Annotated in this window: 16 protein-coding genes; 13 read left to right on the forward strand and 3 right to left on the reverse strand. The window is 36.4% G+C overall.

The genetic code is table 11. The features are described 5' to 3' along the window. Positions 1–91: 91 nt before the first annotated feature. Complete coding sequence (locus tag ACESSZ_RS15105) at positions 92–1,669, reverse strand: GGDEF domain-containing protein (RefSeq protein WP_117547887.1); 1,578 nt, start codon at positions 1,667–1,669, stop codon at positions 92–94. 229 nt (positions 1,670–1,898) lie between these two features. Here ACESSZ_RS15105 and ACESSZ_RS15110 point away from each other — a divergent pair, with 229 nt between their 5' ends. Both ACESSZ_RS15110 and tpiA read left to right on the forward strand, forming a co-directional pair. Further along, the gene (locus tag ACESSZ_RS15110) at positions 1,899–3,077 is read left to right on the forward strand and encodes a phosphoglycerate kinase (protein WP_008690448.1); all 1,179 of its coding nucleotides are present in this window, start codon (positions 1,899–1,901) and stop codon (positions 3,075–3,077) included. Positions 3,078–3,102: 25 nt separating this feature from the next. Beyond that, on the forward strand, positions 3,103–3,849 hold the full coding sequence (gene tpiA, locus ACESSZ_RS15115; RefSeq protein ID WP_008690451.1) for a triose-phosphate isomerase: 747 nt from the start codon (positions 3,103–3,105) through the stop codon (positions 3,847–3,849). Positions 3,850–4,096: 247 nt separating this feature from the next. Here the strand turns inward: tpiA and ACESSZ_RS15120 are convergent, their stop codons facing one another. Continuing rightward, positions 4,097–4,579: a hypothetical protein gene (locus tag ACESSZ_RS15120; protein WP_128125067.1), complete on the reverse strand. Its 483-nt coding sequence runs from the start codon at positions 4,577–4,579 to the stop codon at positions 4,097–4,099. Positions 4,580–4,749: 170 nt separating this feature from the next. On the opposite strand from ACESSZ_RS15120, the gene ACESSZ_RS15125 reads away from it, so the two are divergent. Further along, positions 4,750–5,172 (forward strand): PH domain-containing protein, encoded by a 423-nt coding sequence (locus tag ACESSZ_RS15125; protein ID WP_008690455.1) that lies wholly within the window; start codon positions 4,750–4,752, stop codon positions 5,170–5,172. A 46-nt stretch (positions 5,173–5,218) separates the two neighbouring features. Here ACESSZ_RS15125 and ACESSZ_RS15130 read toward each other — a convergent pair whose 3' ends face one another. Continuing rightward, positions 5,219–6,892, reverse strand: coding sequence for a putative bifunctional diguanylate cyclase/phosphodiesterase (locus ACESSZ_RS15130; RefSeq protein WP_117547889.1), 1,674 nt, complete (start codon positions 6,890–6,892; stop codon positions 5,219–5,221). Positions 6,893–7,102: 210 nt separating this feature from the next. Between ACESSZ_RS15130 and ACESSZ_RS15135 the strand changes: the two genes are divergently transcribed. The 10 genes from ACESSZ_RS15135 (at position 7,103) to ACESSZ_RS15180 (ending at position 15,246) form a co-directional block, all read left to right on the forward strand. Next, complete coding sequence (locus ACESSZ_RS15135; protein ID WP_017144746.1) at positions 7,103–7,663, forward strand: VanZ family protein; 561 nt, start codon at positions 7,103–7,105, stop codon at positions 7,661–7,663. 90 nt (positions 7,664–7,753) lie between these two features. After that, on the forward strand, positions 7,754–8,416 hold the full coding sequence (locus ACESSZ_RS15140) for a response regulator transcription factor (protein ID WP_117547890.1): 663 nt from the start codon (positions 7,754–7,756) through the stop codon (positions 8,414–8,416). Next, positions 8,413–9,405 (forward strand): sensor histidine kinase, encoded by a 993-nt coding sequence (locus tag ACESSZ_RS15145; protein ID WP_117547891.1) that lies wholly within the window; start codon positions 8,413–8,415, stop codon positions 9,403–9,405. Before ACESSZ_RS15140 ends, ACESSZ_RS15145 begins: the two co-directional genes overlap by 4 nt. A 93-nt stretch (positions 9,406–9,498) precedes the next feature. Further along, entirely contained in the window at positions 9,499–10,263 is a 765-nt protein-coding gene (locus ACESSZ_RS15150) for an ABC transporter ATP-binding protein (RefSeq protein WP_117547892.1), read from the forward strand. Continuing rightward, the gene (locus tag ACESSZ_RS15155; protein ID WP_117547893.1) at positions 10,250–12,199 is read left to right on the forward strand and encodes an ABC transporter permease; all 1,950 of its coding nucleotides are present in this window, start codon (positions 10,250–10,252) and stop codon (positions 12,197–12,199) included. Before ACESSZ_RS15150 ends, ACESSZ_RS15155 begins: the two co-directional genes overlap by 14 nt. 199 nt (positions 12,200–12,398) lie before the next feature. Further along, on the forward strand, positions 12,399–13,064 hold the full coding sequence (locus ACESSZ_RS15160; RefSeq protein WP_008690463.1) for a site-2 protease family protein: 666 nt from the start codon (positions 12,399–12,401) through the stop codon (positions 13,062–13,064). A 388-nt stretch (positions 13,065–13,452) separates the two neighbouring features. Beyond that, a complete protein-coding gene (locus ACESSZ_RS15165) occupies positions 13,453–13,608 on the forward strand; it encodes a hypothetical protein (RefSeq protein ID WP_008690464.1) in 156 nt (51 codons plus the stop codon). Further along, positions 13,605–13,967, forward strand: coding sequence for a hypothetical protein (locus ACESSZ_RS15170; protein ID WP_117547894.1), 363 nt, complete (start codon positions 13,605–13,607; stop codon positions 13,965–13,967). The genes ACESSZ_RS15165 and ACESSZ_RS15170 overlap by 4 nt, the downstream gene beginning before the upstream one ends. 581 nt (positions 13,968–14,548) lie before the next feature. Beyond that, entirely contained in the window at positions 14,549–14,992 is a 444-nt protein-coding gene (locus ACESSZ_RS15175; protein WP_117547895.1) for a thioredoxin fold domain-containing protein, read from the forward strand. An 11-nt stretch (positions 14,993–15,003) separates the two neighbouring features. Continuing rightward, positions 15,004–15,246, forward strand: coding sequence for a hypothetical protein (locus ACESSZ_RS15180; RefSeq protein WP_117547896.1), 243 nt, complete (start codon positions 15,004–15,006; stop codon positions 15,244–15,246). Positions 15,247–15,313: the final 67 nt, after the last annotated feature.

Raw genomic sequence — 15,313 nt, forward strand, 5'->3', positions numbered from 1 at the left:
CAAAGGAAGTATAAAAAAACAGAAGTAAATCCAAGATGTTAAATTTGGAAATACCCCTGTTTGTCGACAGTCTGAAAGCTCTAAAGAGCTTTTAATATTGCTTATATTGATTCTTACCGGCAGCCTTTGCTTTATATAAAGCAGCATCAGCCATGGTAAGGGCATCTTCATAACGGAATAGATCATCATTTTGAAAGATCGTAAAGCCACAGGAAATTGTCGCTTTTTCAGCAGCTTTATTCATCTTATGCTCCATGCCGATTTGATCAAGTTCGGCATAGATATGATCGAGGTATTCACAGATATCTTCCTTTGTGATATTTACGCATAAGGTGATAAATTCATCACCGCCAAAACGTGCAGCAAAGAAACGCGAATCGCCGTTTTCATCCATACAGCGGGCAACGTTTTGTAACAGTTTATCCCCCATATGATGACCATAATAATCATTGAATTCTTTAAAATAATCCACATCGGCTACCACGATACCAATTGTTGATACATGCGGGTTTTTATGCATCGCACAGACCAGGGAATTAAAATAAGAACGATTAAACAGTCGGGTGAGACCATCAATTTTTATCTGCGCCTCTAACTGATTTTTCTCATTCCGGAAACGATCACGTTCTTTCATGATCTGGTTCATTTTAATCTTTTCTTTCATACTTTCTGACTTTGTCTTATTTGTCATATCCTCAACCAATTTTTGTAACATATAATATTGCTTATAGGAATTAATTAAGACATTTTCTAAATGGAAAGACTCCGCATAGCGAATCCAATTACGATGCAATTGCAACTGTTGTTCGACATCATCCTCCAGACACATTTCTCCCATATACTGTAAATATTTTTCTGCTCGTTCCTGATCTTTGATTTGTAGGAGAATGGCAAAGATATCGCAGTAGAAGGTGAAATAATAGGTCCGGTTTTTATGTTTATGAAGATTGCTTTCACTGAAATAATCAGCAATTCGTTTGACACTATCGACACGTTTGCTGGCATTGGCAAGGTACAATTCACATAAACGAATGACATGTGTCGACAATGGCGAAGCTTTAAAGGATACTAGTTTCGCCGCATATTCTTGATAACGTTTTATGGCTTTATCTAAATGTTCGTTAAAGATTTCTAACTGTATCAGATTTAAGATAACCAACAAATCGGCATGTGTCATAATGGTAGCTTTCTTATCCAAGAAGGTTTGATATGCCATCTTAATATAATACAGAGCTTCCTGATAATCTTCCTTTTGAAAAAACATCGTGGCAATATTGTTTAAAACTACCATTTTTTGATGCAGATCTTTTTCATTCTCCGCTAAGTTATAGGCATTTAATAAGTTTTGAATAGCATTTACTTCATCAAAATGAGAATTATAATACAAACCGGCAATGGTGTAGTTGCGTAGTAATAAATCAGTGTAATGATATTCTTCTCCCAGGTTTAATGCAATATGCAGATGTTTCAGACATGCTTCATGTTCACGAATCATCAGATGGTAATCGGCTAGAAAGGTGTGAGCAAAGGCGATGGCATGGGTATCTTTATGCGCTTCCCCTAATGTCAGAAGCTCATTTGCCAGCTGAAACTCATCATCCATATCCGCATTGCTATGCTGTACCAGCAGATTCATCAATTCCTCTTTTTTATGTTTATACTCATCCATATACATCCCTCTTTTTTATAACCATAATTTTTTGCTATGAATGTTTGATATCCATATTATACTATAAAAGCGTTAACAAAAATACTATTTATGTGGTTATTTTTCAGAATTTACCGGCGTTATCTTCCCTTGTTAAGAAATTGTGATTTTATTCGCAAATTCGCAAAATACGTTTACGAATAAGGCTCTTAGTGGTATAATAAGACCGTTACATAAGGAGGATTTTACAATGGCAAAGAGAACTGTAAAAGATTTAGATGTTGCTGGAAAACGCGTTATCGTAAGATGCGACTTCAACGTTCCAAGAAAAGATGGAAAAATTACAAATGACAACCGTATCATTCAGGCGTTACCTACAATTAAATACCTGATTGAAAACAATGCAAAAGTTATCTTGATGTCACACTTAGGTAAAGTAAAAACAGAAGAAGACAAAGCAAAAAACGATTTGCGTTGTGTAGCTGATCGTTTAAGTGAACTGGTTGATACTAAAGTTACTTTCGTACCAGTAACAAGAGGAAAAGAACTGGAAGATGCTGTTGCAGCATTGAACGATGGAGAAATCGTTGTTGTTCAGAATACTCGTTATGAAAAAGGCGAAAGCAAAAATGATCCTGAATTGGCTAAATACTGGGCTAGCTTAGGTGATTTGTTTGTAGAAGATGCATTTGGTAGCGTACACCGTGCACATGCTTCTACTGCTGGTATTGCATCTATTTTACCTAACGCATTAGGTTTCTTAGTAGAAAAAGAAGTAAAGATGCTGGGTGCTGCTGTTGACACTCCAGAACGTCCATTCGTTGCAATCATCGGTGGTGCTAAAGTATCTGATAAGATTGCTGTTGTTGACAACCTGCTGAAGAAAGCAGACAAAGTTCTGATCGGTGGCGGTATGGCTTATACATTCCTGAAAGCACAGGGTTACAATGTTGGAAAATCTTTAGTAGAAGAAGATAAGCTGGAATTGGCAAAAGAATATTTAGCTAAGGCTGAAGGTAAATTGATCCTGCCAGTTGATCATGTATGTGCTGATGCATTTGCAGAAGATGCAAACACAGTTGTTGCTGACAATGACAACATCCCTGCAGATTACATGGGCTTAGATATCGGACCTAAATCTATTGAACTGTACAAGAATGAATTAGCTGGTGCTAAGACAGTTGTATGGAACGGACCTATGGGTGTATTTGAAATGAAACCATTTGCTAAGGGTACTTTGGAAGTATGTACAGCAATTTCTGAATTACCAGGAGCTACAACAGTTATCGGTGGCGGAGATTCTGCAGCAGCGGCAATCCAGTTAGGATTCGCTGAAAAATTCTCTCATATTTCTACCGGTGGCGGAGCTTCTTTGGAATACATGGAAGGTAAAGAACTGCCAGGTATCGCTGTTATCAGTGATAAATAAAAAACATTAGAGGAGAAAATAAATCATGAGAAAACCAATTATTGTCGGAAACTGGAAAATGAATAAAACCATGAAGGAAACAAAAGAATTCATGGAAGCTGTAGATGGTGTTGCGGCAAGTGACAACGCTACCTATGGTATCGGCGCTCCTTATACTGCATTAGCTACAGCTGTTGCAGGTGCTAAAAACTTAATCGTAGCTGCTGAAAACTGCCATTTTGAAGATACAGGTGCTTTCACAGGAGAAGTTTCTGTACCTATGTTGCAGGAAGTTGGCGTTACACACTGTATCATTGGTCACTCTGAACGTCGTCAGATGTTTGGGGATACTGATGAAACCGTAAACAAAAAAGCAAAACGCTTAATTGATGCAGGTATCACACCAATTCTTTGCATTGGTGAAACAGAAGCACAGTATGATGCTGGTGAAACGGAAAAAGTTATCCGTGAACAGTTGAGTGGTTCTTTGGCTAACTTATGTCCAAAATGTGTTGGTAACATGGTTATCGCTTATGAACCAATCTGGGCAATCGGTACTGGCAAATCTGCTACAAAAGAAGATGCACAGAACTGCTGCGCTATCGTACGTGATCAGGTTCGTGTCATGTATGGTGATGAAGCTGCGGAAAATGTACGTGTACAGTACGGTGGATCTGTAAAACCTAACAACATCGTTGAATATATGGCTTGCCCAGATATTGATGGTGCATTGATTGGTGGAGCTAGCTTAAAAGCAGACAGCTTTATTGAAATCATCGAAAAAACAAAATAAGATCTTATAGGTGAAGGAGTAGAGCAATCTGCTCCTTTTTTTAATGTATGCAGTTCATAATCAACTAGCCTTTTTCATTTAAGATACAGTTTATCATTCATATTGTAAGCTTTTAATCAGAAAAATACTTTGCTGTTATCCTAAGTAAGAGTGATACTGCAGTCTAAGCTCATTTAGCAAATAGCGTACATCAAAAAAGGAAAACCACGCTAGTTTTCCTTTGTATTACATCGGCTTATGCCATTGCTTATCTGGTTTTCTTCTGCAATTGAGTTAGCGTCTTTTCCATATGACGTAGTAATTGTTTATAATGTGTCAGCTGCTCTGCTTCTTCTTTTGCCTTAGCTAAGGCTGTTTTGGCATCTGCCAGCTGTTTCTTCATAGCGACCAGATGATTTGTAGCATTAAGGAAAGCATTATAATTTGGATCATCAGGATTTCCCTGACAAGTATTGACTTTACAGATGAATTTTCCTACATACAAAGCTTTATCCATCGCATCATACATGGCACGCTCGGCTTCCTTGCTTTGATCTTCAAGTGTAGATAGTTTCTTTTTTACTTGATGACAATGCGCAATGTCTTTTTGTGTCTGTTGTATTAAGCTTTTTAATCGTTCCTTGTCTTTCTTATATTGTTTTATATCCTCTGTTTCCATATGTTCTAAGATATTCTGGTATTCAGTCGGATAAACAAGTTTTGGTGTCTTGTTATTTTGATATAGAAACATAAGCAGCAGGCATATGCAAAAAACTGATAGGATTTTCAAGCATTTAGGCTTTTTCGCGATGGTTTTAAGAGCTGGCATGTGCATCCCTTTCTTTCTTTTTTCTCTTGGTTGTAAGGCTTTTCTTTTTTAATAGAATCACGTATAATAGGTTATAAAAGAGGTAGATATTTATGAAAGTAAAGTCAAAGATAGGTGCGTTTTGGATAGCGGCGTTGATCTTTATGGCATTTTGTACATTTATGATGCTGCGCTTGGTGATACATCAAAAGGATATCGCTCTGGATGCCATAGAGTTACTGGCTGTTTTTTGTATAGATTTCTTATTACTGTGGGCAACCTTTGATACATGGTATGCATTTCAGGAAGATTATTTAGAAATCAAAAGTGCCTGCTTTTGTCATAAGAAAATACATTATTTTGCGATTACAAGTATTGAAGAAACACAGGCATCTTATTCCTCCGTGGCTTTGTCAAATGATCGCTTGGATATCACTTATGTGAATGAAGCGCATGAGCAGGAAGAAATACTTATCTCACCGGTAAAAAAAGATGAGTTTATAGCGCAATTGAAGCATCGTTCTAAAATATTATAAGCAAAAGCTGCATTTCTGTTTTTATTTACAGTGCAATGCAGCTTTTTTACTGTTTGGCTGTGATATATTGTTTGTGAAAGGCTGCTTTCGAAATTGGTTTAGAGACATAGAATCCTTGAATGGTATCGGCTTGCAGCGTACAGACGGTATCCAACTCGTTCTTTTCTTCTACCCCTTCTACGGTAACTTCAATGTCAATGCTGTGACATAAAGAAATGACAGCATTGATAAAAGAGAGATTAAACGGATTGGTATGAATGGCATTGATAAAGGAACGATCAATTTTAACAATATCGGCAGGTGCCTGTGTCAACATTCCTAAGGAAGAATAACCGGAACCAAAGTCATCCATGGCGATACGGATATGCATTTTTCTTAAAGTGGAGAAGCATTCCCGTATTGGCCCCATATCGGTGACAAAATAGCTTTCAGTCAATTCTATAACAATATGTTCCGGAGCCAATTCATATTTTGTTAATAAGCTGCGAATGGTTTCTACGAAATCATCTTCTAATATTTGTAAGTACGATACGTTAACATTCATGACAAAATCTTTTATAAGATTGCTCCACTCTTTGCAAGTGGCAATCGCTTGCTCCAGAATCCATTTTCCAGCTTGGATGATCAAGCCGCTGGATTCTAAAACAGGGATAAATTCAATAGGTGAAATATCGCCGAATTTTTCACTTTTCCAACGCATTAAAGCTTCACTGCCTTGTATTTTCATGGTGTTCGTATGAAGCAATGGCTGATATACTACATAAAAATTACGCATCTGGTGTAACACATTATGATGTAATTCTTCATTGATGGCAATCTGGTGCAGTTTCTGTTTAATTAAATCATCATTGAAAAAGGTACATGTATTTTTCCCTTTCTGTTTACTGGCTTCTAACGCACTGACGGCATATTTAATTAAGTCTAAATAGTCATTACCATTTTCAGGAATCATAACGACTCCTGCTGAAACGGTGCAATAATAGGAACCGGCATCGCTTTGATGCGGATGGTTGCTGTAAGCGTGTAGTTTTTGATAAAGCTCATCGGTTTTCTTTTCATCGGCTTCATCATAAACAATAGCAAATTGATCACCATCATAACGATAAATCTGCGCATCATAGGGCAGTAAACTTTGAATATCCTGAGCAAACTGACGTAAAACAATATCGCCAAATACATGGTTTTGTAAGGTATTAATATGTGAGAAGTCATCAAGACCCAGTAACATCATACTGCCATGTTTTCCACTTTCCAACAGAATGGCTAAATGATCAATACAACTTTTCTGAGTTAAAAGACCGGTGATATGGTCAATTCTTCCTTTGTTCTCTAAACGGGTGATCATCCCGGCAAACAGTAACGGTGCCCCATCCTGATCACGCTTTAATAAACCACGGCATACGATCCAGATCAATTCACCTTTGCGATTACGTATTTGATATTCTACATTATGCTCATCAGTATCTCCATTTAGCATACGGGCAATGGATTCATCATAACGTTTACGATCTTTATCGACAATAAGATCACCCCAGATAGGAACCAGTCCTTTTACTAAACGCCCGGGCAAATCAAAATCAAGATACATGTTTTCAGATATCAGAGATATATCGCTTTGCATGTCAACTAAATAGATGTAATCATCTGTACTGTTTACGATGGCATCATAAAAAAGGCTTGCATCTATATGAAACTGACGAAATAAATCTCTGTTATCCATAGCCATTCCTCTTCTTTCTCTTCTTCTAATATATCATGATTCCAATGAATTTCATAGAATAAAGAATAAATTTTATACCCGATAATATAACCAAACAAGTAAAAAAGATAACCATTGTGTGAACGCTTTCTTAAGATTTTGTGAAGTGTGGAATTAATGGTTGCCACACTTATGAATTTGTTTTAAAATAGGGCAAAGGTGATGAACTTTATGAAAAAGAAAAAGCATATGGGTATTCGTATTTTCTGCGCATTGTTATTTTTGGGTATCAGCGGTTCGGTTATGTTTAGTATTTACAAGCTGTCAGCGGAGAATGGTGCGCAATCAAATTTACGAAGTGAAATCGTTACGGAAAAAATCAAACAAGAAGTAAAGACAAGGCTAGAATCTTCTGAGAAGGGAATGCAGCTTTCGGAAAAAATAAAGTATTATGTCATTATGCATTCGCCATATGGCAGTGACTGGAATTCCAATATACGTAAACTGGCCCATTTCTCGATTTATTTTGCTTTAGCATGTGGCATTTATATCACCTTGGCCATTCTCGGTGTAAATAAGACCTTGCGCTTTTTATTAACTGTCGGTATCTGTTTCTGTTTTGCCTTTGGTGATGAGCTACATCAACGCTATACCGGCCGAACTTCGAGTATGAAGGATGTTTATCTGGATACGTTTGGAGCTCTTGTTTCAACTTGTATCTGGACGGTGCTTTCCTGGTTTGCCAGTGGCATTTCTTTGTTGGTACATAAGGTCAATGAGATGTATGAATAGTTCTTACAATATTGAAAGATGACAGCCGTCATCTTTTTCTTTCGTGTATAATGAGTTAGGACAAGTAACAACAAGAAAGGAAAGCGTGCCATGTATAAGATATTGCTCATTGAAGATGATGAAACAATCGTAAAAGAATTATCCGAGGTTTTGCGGCGGCAGGGGTATGCTTGCTGTGTGTGGAATTTGACGGAAGATATGCAATCTCTGTTACAGCGTGAAGAACCGCACTGTATTCTGTTGGATATTAATCTTCCCCATACCGATGGTTTTGTATTATGCAAACAGATACGCTCTTTTTCCGGTGTGCCGATCATCTTTGTGACAAGTCGCAATACGGATATGGATGAGCTTTGCAGTATGACTTTAGGCGGTGATGATTTTATCACGAAACCATATAATATCAGTATTCTTTTAGCCCGCATCGCAGCTGTTTTAAAGCGCACGTATGCACATGGCGAAACCATTCTTACCCATCGCGGTGTATATCTTTTCGTTGCTCGCAGTGTTTTAGCTTATGAGGGCAAAGAGTGTGAATTGACAAAGAATGAATTGCGCATCTTATACAATTTGTTTTGTCATAAAGGAGAAATCGTTGCTCGTGATGACTTGATTGATGATTTATGGGACAATAAACTATTTATTGATGACAATGCATTAAGTGTGAATATTACGAGAATACGTGCGAAACTAAAGGAACTCGGTGTAGAAGCGTTCATTCATACCAGACATCGACAGGGGTATTGGATATGAATGTAAGAGAAGTCTTTGCGCGACATGCTTTCTTTTTGATTCTGATGTTTTTATGGATGCTGTTATGTGACGGTGTTTTATATGGCATGGGCATAGCATGGGAAGTTTTAGGATTCTTGAATGTTATGAGTGGATGTATGGTTTGCGCATATTTAATAAAAGTAGGCAGACAGCGCAGCAAGCGGAAAAAAGAGATTGAACAAATTGCGCAGACATTGGATCAGAAATATTTATTACAGGAAGTTTTAAGGCATGATCAAGATCCACAGGAACAGTTTTATGCTTACCTGCTTCGCCTTGGTAATAAAAGCATGTTGGAAAAAATCAGTGAAGTGAAAAGAGAACGCTTGCAATATCAGGAATATGTGGAACAATGGGTACATGAAATTAAGACGCCTATTGCGGCATTAAAGCTGCAATGTGAGAATGTGCAGGATAAGCGCAAACGGGATATGCTGCAGCAAGTGGAGCGGGTAGAACATTATGTGGAACAGGCATTATTTTATGCCCGCAGTGAAAATGTGGAAAAAGATTTACGAATACAGTATTGTGATTTGTATGATTGTTGCAGTGAAGCTTTGTTACAGTGCAAGTATTTATGCACAAGCGCTTTTTTACAAATTCATTTTGCTTTTACATCGGCAATTGTGGCAACCGATGAGAAGTGGGTTATTTTTATATTGAACCAATTGATTGAAAATGCCGTCAAGTATCGAAAAGAACAAGCACATTTATATTTATACATTACCCAGGATGCTTCCTATGTGACTTTACATGTGCAGGATAATGGGGCAGGTATTCCTATGCAGGATCAAACACGAATATTTGAAAAAGGATTTACGGGAGAAAATGGAAGAAGGCATAATCAACATGCGACTGGTATCGGTCTATACTTATGCAAACGACTGTGTGATGCGTTGCAGATAGAAATGATGGTGCGTTCTAAGGCAGGCGTGTTTACTGATATGCAGCTACGCTTTCATAAATAAAAGTTCTTTCAACTTTGTAAGGACAGCGTAAGGAAACATCATACAAACAGAAAAGGGAAACCTTTATACTTAATGTGTAAAGGAGTGAACAAGATGACATTATTAAGAGTTGAACACGTAGAAAAATATTATGGAAATGGCGGAAATTTATGTAAAGCCTTGGATGATATTAGTTTTACTATGGAACAAGGGGAATTTATGGCGGTGATGGGGGCAAGTGGCAGTGGAAAGACAACGTTATTAAATGTCATAGCTACCATCGATACACCAAGTGGCGGTGATATTTATGTGCAGGATGAAAATGTGTCTACGAAAAAGGAAGAAGCATTAGCTGCTTTTCGGAAACAACAGCTTGGCTTTATTTTTCAGGATCTAAATTTATTAAACACGCTGCGCATAGATGAAAATATCGCGCTTCCTTTAACGCTATTGCATTACGATACAAAGCAGATTGATGAAAAAGTGTTAAAGATGGCGCAGCGACTCGGTATTGAAGATGTATTGCTGAAATATCCATATGAAGTCAGCGGAGGACAGCGGCAGCGTTGTGCCTGTGCCAGAGCTATGATCCATCAGCCTTCCTTAATACTTGCAGATGAACCAACCGGAGCGTTAGATTCCCATGCGTCTTATTTATTTATGGAACAGCTTTTACAGCGTAATACAGAAGATCATGCTTCTATTTTGATGGTTACACATGATGCATTCAGTGCCTCTTATGCGAAACGAATCCTCTTTTTAAAGGACGGTAAAATTTTTAATGAACTATATCGTGGAGAATATAGCCGTTCATCATTTTATCAGAAGATTTTAGATGTCATGATGCTGTTAGGCGGTGATGTACATGCTATACGTTAAACTCACTTTACGTAATTTACAACGCAGTATGAAAGAATATGCCATCTTCATGTTAACGATGGTCATATCTATGATGTTGATGTATTCTTTTATGGCAGTAGCGTTCAGTGAACAAGTGCTACAGCTTAGCAAGCATATGGATGCATTTGCTCAGGTTATTTTGGTTGTATCTATGGGACTTGTTATTGTGATTGGCTGGTTGATTTCCTATATAGCAAATTTTATGTTACGAAAGCGCAGTCGAGAATTTGGCATGTATTTATTGATGGGGATGACGCGTAAACAAGTTTGTCGCATGTTTTTATTGGAACAATTTTTCATGGGACTTTTTGCTTATGGCATTGGCTGTATCCTTGGTTTGTTTACCTTTCAAATCTTATTAGCTATCATTCAGCATATTTTTGGCATCGCTTATCAATTTGCTTTTCGCTTTTCCATACCAGCGGCAGGTGTTACCTTCCTCGCCTTTCTTATCCTATATGCATATGAATTGGTGAAAGAATATCGTATCTTGCATCATGTAAATATTCATACCCTGCTGTATCAGGATCAGCAAAATGAAACAGTGAAAAAAGGACGCCTCCATACGCTGGTGTACATGCTTGGGGCAATTTTATGTGCAGCCGTGGGACTAAAGTTATTTTATGATGGCATGCGCAATGGAATACGTGATGTTGAAGAAACCAAAAAATTGTTACCGGCTGTCTTGCTGATCATTGCATCAATTTATGCTTGCTTTTTGGGACTCTCCGGTTTCTTGCAGCATTTTTTAGATCAGCATAAACAATTGAAGTATCAACACAATAGGATGTTTTTGTTGGGACGATTGCAAGGGCGTTTACGCTCAAATCGTATCATATTGGCGACATTATCCTTATTGACCTTAGTGACGATTTGTTTTCTTTGTTTTGGCATGAAGTTTAAAGAAACAACGGATCTGACGATTCATAGTGCAGCTCCTTTTGATTTACAAGTGATTACCCAACATCAGCAATATATCAAAAAGGCGGCAGGATTTTTGGCTGAAAAAAAGCTTACTTATGAAGATCATACGTATCAAACTTATACACATCTTAGGGATGATGTAAAGGTGAAACAAACCTTTGCGAAAGCTTTGGATCATACGGCATATGATTCCATGTATTATCGGACAACGACCTTTATGCGCTATGCTGATGTACAGCGATTATTGCAATTAAAAGGCAAAAAAGTACCTACTTTAGAAAAGGATGAGTACATGCTTGTTGTAAGTAAGAAGCAGCAGGAACTTATGGAAAGTTATTGCCGCAAGCATCCGTTTACCATCAATGGAAAGCCTATGAAACTGCGCTATGTCTGTACCGAGGAAATATTACAGACAATGTATTTTGTAGTTGTGCCTGATGTGTATGTGCAAGGAGTAAAAGGAGATACCTTTTATTATGTAGCGCAAAGTGCCAAAGAATTACCAAGTGCTTGGGAAGATCAACTTTATGAACGATGCAGCAATTCCCAGTTACAAGAGTATAGCAGTGTTCGCTTGCATAGCAGCTATGTGGAAACATCCATGTTTTCCTATGTAACTATTGTTTTTTGTTTATTCTATGCTGCTTTCATCTTCATCTGTGCTGCCGGTACCATCCTAGCTACGCAGCAATTAAGTGATCTTGAAGCCCAAAAATATGAGTATGCGCTTTTGCATAAAATGGGCGCATCACGCAAAACGTTATATCGTCTTTTACATTATCAGAATCTATTGTATTTCCTATTGCCGTTGCTGCTGCCTGCTATCTTTATGATTCCCATACTGAACAGCTTGGATATTATGTTTACCACAACCGATGCGACAACACCGATGTATATGTATTTAGGAATTACACTTGCATTGTTCTTTACCGTTTATCTTGCTTATTATGCATTAACCTATATCAGCTGTCGTCGTAATTTGGATATATAAAATAATAAAAGTATCGCCCATACAAAGTTTGATCGTTGCTTTCTATATAGCATTACGCTCTTATTGGCAACAGACTCACGTTTTATATAGAGTGGTTGATCTATGATATTTTTGCTTTTACGCGCAGGATCAGAGCATTTCTTTACCTTTATGTATGAATCTGTTATACTATTGAATACTACCAGAAGGAGGAAACATCATGTTTGGTTATGATTTCAATAGTTTTCTGCGTGAAATGATTTATCTGATACCGGCCGTGGCAATTGCTTTGAGCTTTCATGAATTTGCTCATGCGTTTGTATCCTATAAGCTGGGTGATTATACGCAAAAGGAAAGAGGTCGTTTGACTTTAAATCCTTTAAAGCATCTGGATCCCATTGGTACTTTATGTTTGCTTTTCTTTCAATTCGGATGGGCCAAACCAGTGGAAGTAGATCCTTATTATTATCGTAATAAAAAAGAGGGCATGATCTGGACAGCCTTAGCTGGGCCATTGATGAATATGCTGATTGGTTTTATCTGTGTATTCTTATGCTATTTGATGATTCGTTTTAATTTCTATAGCAATTATTCAGGTGCTGTTGCCGATTATTTGTTTCAATTGAGTTATATGACTGCACTGATTAACATTGGGTTAGGTATCTTTAACTTGATACCGTTACCGCCGCTTGATGGTTCTAAGATTTTAATGGGTGTTCTTAGTGAAGAAACTTATTTCAATTTGATGCGTTATGAAATGTATTTATCCTTCGCATTGATACTGGTATTGGTCAGTGGTGTATTAGATGGCCCATTGTTTTATGCAAGAAGTGCGATCGTCAATTGTTTCTCAACAATCAGTCGTGTGTTATTAGGAATGGGGTAAACCTGTTCCTTTTTTTATGTGATGCAGGTGGAAGCAGATTGTTTTATGAAAGACGTCAGTGTTTACATGACGTAAGAAGATGGAAAAGCAAAAATTAGATTATTCTGTGAACTTCATATTTGTGATACGAGTTTGATAATGAAAATTATAAATCAGTGAAAATTTTTTAGTTGATTAAGACTACTGTATATATCTTTTTAGAAGTAAATAAAGGTTTTTCTCTATACATTATCGTTTATAAGTTATTTGATAATTTTGTAATGGAACTTCAAAATGGCAGTTAATTTTAAAGAATATTTATTTATCTATTTATTTTATTTAAAAAATTTATATTTTTAGATTTATTGCATATAATGATAATAGAAGAGATATAAGGAGGTTGATGCACATGAATAATGCATATCCTTACAATTATTATTTTACTGCCCACACAGTATTAACTTACAGTAGCGCGAACAGTATTTCAAGTATATCAACTAGTGAACCTTATGATATTCGCATAGTAAAACCTTTTCCTTCTCTGTCTGATGTAGATTTAAAATGATAAAAGAATTTTATAGTATTAAAATAGATTTTTCGAATAACGCTTTTCAAATATTAAATGGGACAGAAGGAAAATATTCATTAAGTGAAATAGAAAGATGTGTTGTTTTAAATGAAAAAGCTAGTAAAAAAGGGAAACAAGCTCCCTTCTTAGCTTTAATGCCTAGCTCTGGCTTACCTACTGGAATATTATCAACTCCATATTTGTTTGTGGGTATAAAGATTATTATGAAAGATAATCGAAATTTAGCTGTCTATGTATCAAAAAATAAAACACAGGTAGGAACAGAGCAGTATCAGAAAGATAATGATGAGGCTAAACAAATTGTAAAGTATCTGAAATCCAGAATAAACACTTGAATATGAAATACTTTGCAGATAAAGTAATGTCAGACCGTATGGTATCTAAGATTTATCTGTTTTAGTATAAGAATACATACGCTTTAAATAAGATGAAAATAGTAGAAAGACTTGTAAATATGAAGCATGTAAGAGGGATTTTACAGTATGATAAGTAAAAAGCAAATTGAAAAGGCATAAAAAAATAATTTGAGTAAACATGGAGTAAGATAATATTGAAAATAAAAAGCTGAAAATTTTAAGTGAAAAAAGAGTAAGATATCGAAGAAAGATACCTTGCTTTTTTTCGTGGTGTAAAGAAATCTGATAAATAAGGAAATTTTGTGAATACCTAGATGGTTGTATATGGAAAGTAATAATAAACTAAATTGTTAGTAGTGAAAAAATCATACTATTGTATTGCCTTTTCGGATCAATCAAAATTGTTTTTGGTAAAGGATAAATGCGTGAAATGATACAAACAGAGTATTCTTTTTTTCTATGCATGACAGGTTTCTTCGTTATGACTTTCTTGTAATTTCATTCGATATAGGGTATTATGTTTGTGCGGTAACTAAAAGTAATTAAATTGGAGGATCATTATGAAAAAAAGATTTTTGGCTTTTCTAATGGTTACTTTTTTGTTATGCGGATGTACGAGTTATGAAAGAGATGAATCGGCTGGAGAAGTCATTCAAATATCTTTGGCGGATATGGAATCGATGATGAAAAAAGGGCAAGAATTTACGATTGCCTTTACGCAATCCATGTGTGGGTATTGTGAAGACTTCCACGAATTATTTGAAAAATATCGTCAGAACCATCATGTGGTACTCTACGAAGTGCCATTAGAAAAAGAAAAAGAACAACCTAATGTAAATAGGGCAATCATACAACAATATTTTCCGGAATTTGATAAAACACCAGGCATTTTTTATGCCGATGGAGGAAAATGTATTGATAGTATTCATCAATCACAAAGAATGACGGAAGAATTATTTGATAACTGGGTGAAAAAACATAAACTTGATAAAAAAGTAAATTAGAAAGAGGCTATATGAAAAACAAAAAGAATGTATATACGTATTTTTTTGTGTTATCCGTTTTATTGATTATATATATGGGGTACACATTATTTACGACCTATCAGCAATTAAGTGCCTATTGTAATAACTATAACACAACAATGGCAGCACAGTGGGGATATTGTCTACAAACATTCCTGGCGGCAATCGTACCGTGCCTAGTCTATGCGTCTACATGCTATGGAATAGGGTATATGATTAAAAAGGGGCTCTAAATTAACGTAGGGTTTAAAGAAAAAACGCTCTAAATTATCATAGGGTTTTCCTATGAAGAAGGTAGGC

The sequence above is a fragment of the Eubacterium sp. 3_1_31 genome (genome assembly GCF_964249515.1).
GTDB classification, from domain to species: Bacteria; Bacillota_I; Bacilli_A; order Erysipelotrichales; family Erysipelotrichaceae; genus Longicatena; species Longicatena caecimuris.

Excerpts from the sequence above, each read along its gene's own strand:
- ACESSZ_RS15105 (WP_117547887.1), bottom strand. The coding sequence starts at position 1,669 with ATGGATGAGTATAAACATAAAAAAGAGGAATTGATGAATCTGCTGGTA.
- ACESSZ_RS15110 (WP_008690448.1), top strand. The coding sequence starts at position 1,899 with ATGGCAAAGAGAACTGTAAAAGATTTAGATGTTGCTGGAAAACGCGTT.
- tpiA (WP_008690451.1), top strand. The coding sequence starts at position 3,103 with ATGAGAAAACCAATTATTGTCGGAAACTGGAAAATGAATAAAACCATG.
- ACESSZ_RS15120 (WP_128125067.1), bottom strand. The coding sequence starts at position 4,579 with ATGTTTCTATATCAAAATAACAAGACACCAAAACTTGTTTATCCGACT.
- ACESSZ_RS15125 (WP_008690455.1), top strand. The coding sequence starts at position 4,750 with ATGAAAGTAAAGTCAAAGATAGGTGCGTTTTGGATAGCGGCGTTGATC.
- ACESSZ_RS15130 (WP_117547889.1), bottom strand. The coding sequence starts at position 6,892 with ATGGATAACAGAGATTTATTTCGTCAGTTTCATATAGATGCAAGCCTT.
- ACESSZ_RS15135 (WP_017144746.1), top strand. The coding sequence starts at position 7,103 with ATGAAAAAGAAAAAGCATATGGGTATTCGTATTTTCTGCGCATTGTTA.
- ACESSZ_RS15140 (WP_117547890.1), top strand. The coding sequence starts at position 7,754 with ATGTATAAGATATTGCTCATTGAAGATGATGAAACAATCGTAAAAGAA.
- ACESSZ_RS15145 (WP_117547891.1), top strand. The coding sequence starts at position 8,413 with ATGAATGTAAGAGAAGTCTTTGCGCGACATGCTTTCTTTTTGATTCTG.
- ACESSZ_RS15150 (WP_117547892.1), top strand. The coding sequence starts at position 9,499 with ATGACATTATTAAGAGTTGAACACGTAGAAAAATATTATGGAAATGGC.
- ACESSZ_RS15155 (WP_117547893.1), top strand. The coding sequence starts at position 10,250 with ATGCTATACGTTAAACTCACTTTACGTAATTTACAACGCAGTATGAAA.
- ACESSZ_RS15160 (WP_008690463.1), top strand. The coding sequence starts at position 12,399 with ATGTTTGGTTATGATTTCAATAGTTTTCTGCGTGAAATGATTTATCTG.
- ACESSZ_RS15165 (WP_008690464.1), top strand. The coding sequence starts at position 13,453 with ATGAATAATGCATATCCTTACAATTATTATTTTACTGCCCACACAGTA.
- ACESSZ_RS15170 (WP_117547894.1), top strand. The coding sequence starts at position 13,605 with ATGATAAAAGAATTTTATAGTATTAAAATAGATTTTTCGAATAACGCT.
- ACESSZ_RS15175 (WP_117547895.1), top strand. The coding sequence starts at position 14,549 with ATGAAAAAAAGATTTTTGGCTTTTCTAATGGTTACTTTTTTGTTATGC.
- ACESSZ_RS15180 (WP_117547896.1), top strand. The coding sequence starts at position 15,004 with ATGAAAAACAAAAAGAATGTATATACGTATTTTTTTGTGTTATCCGTT.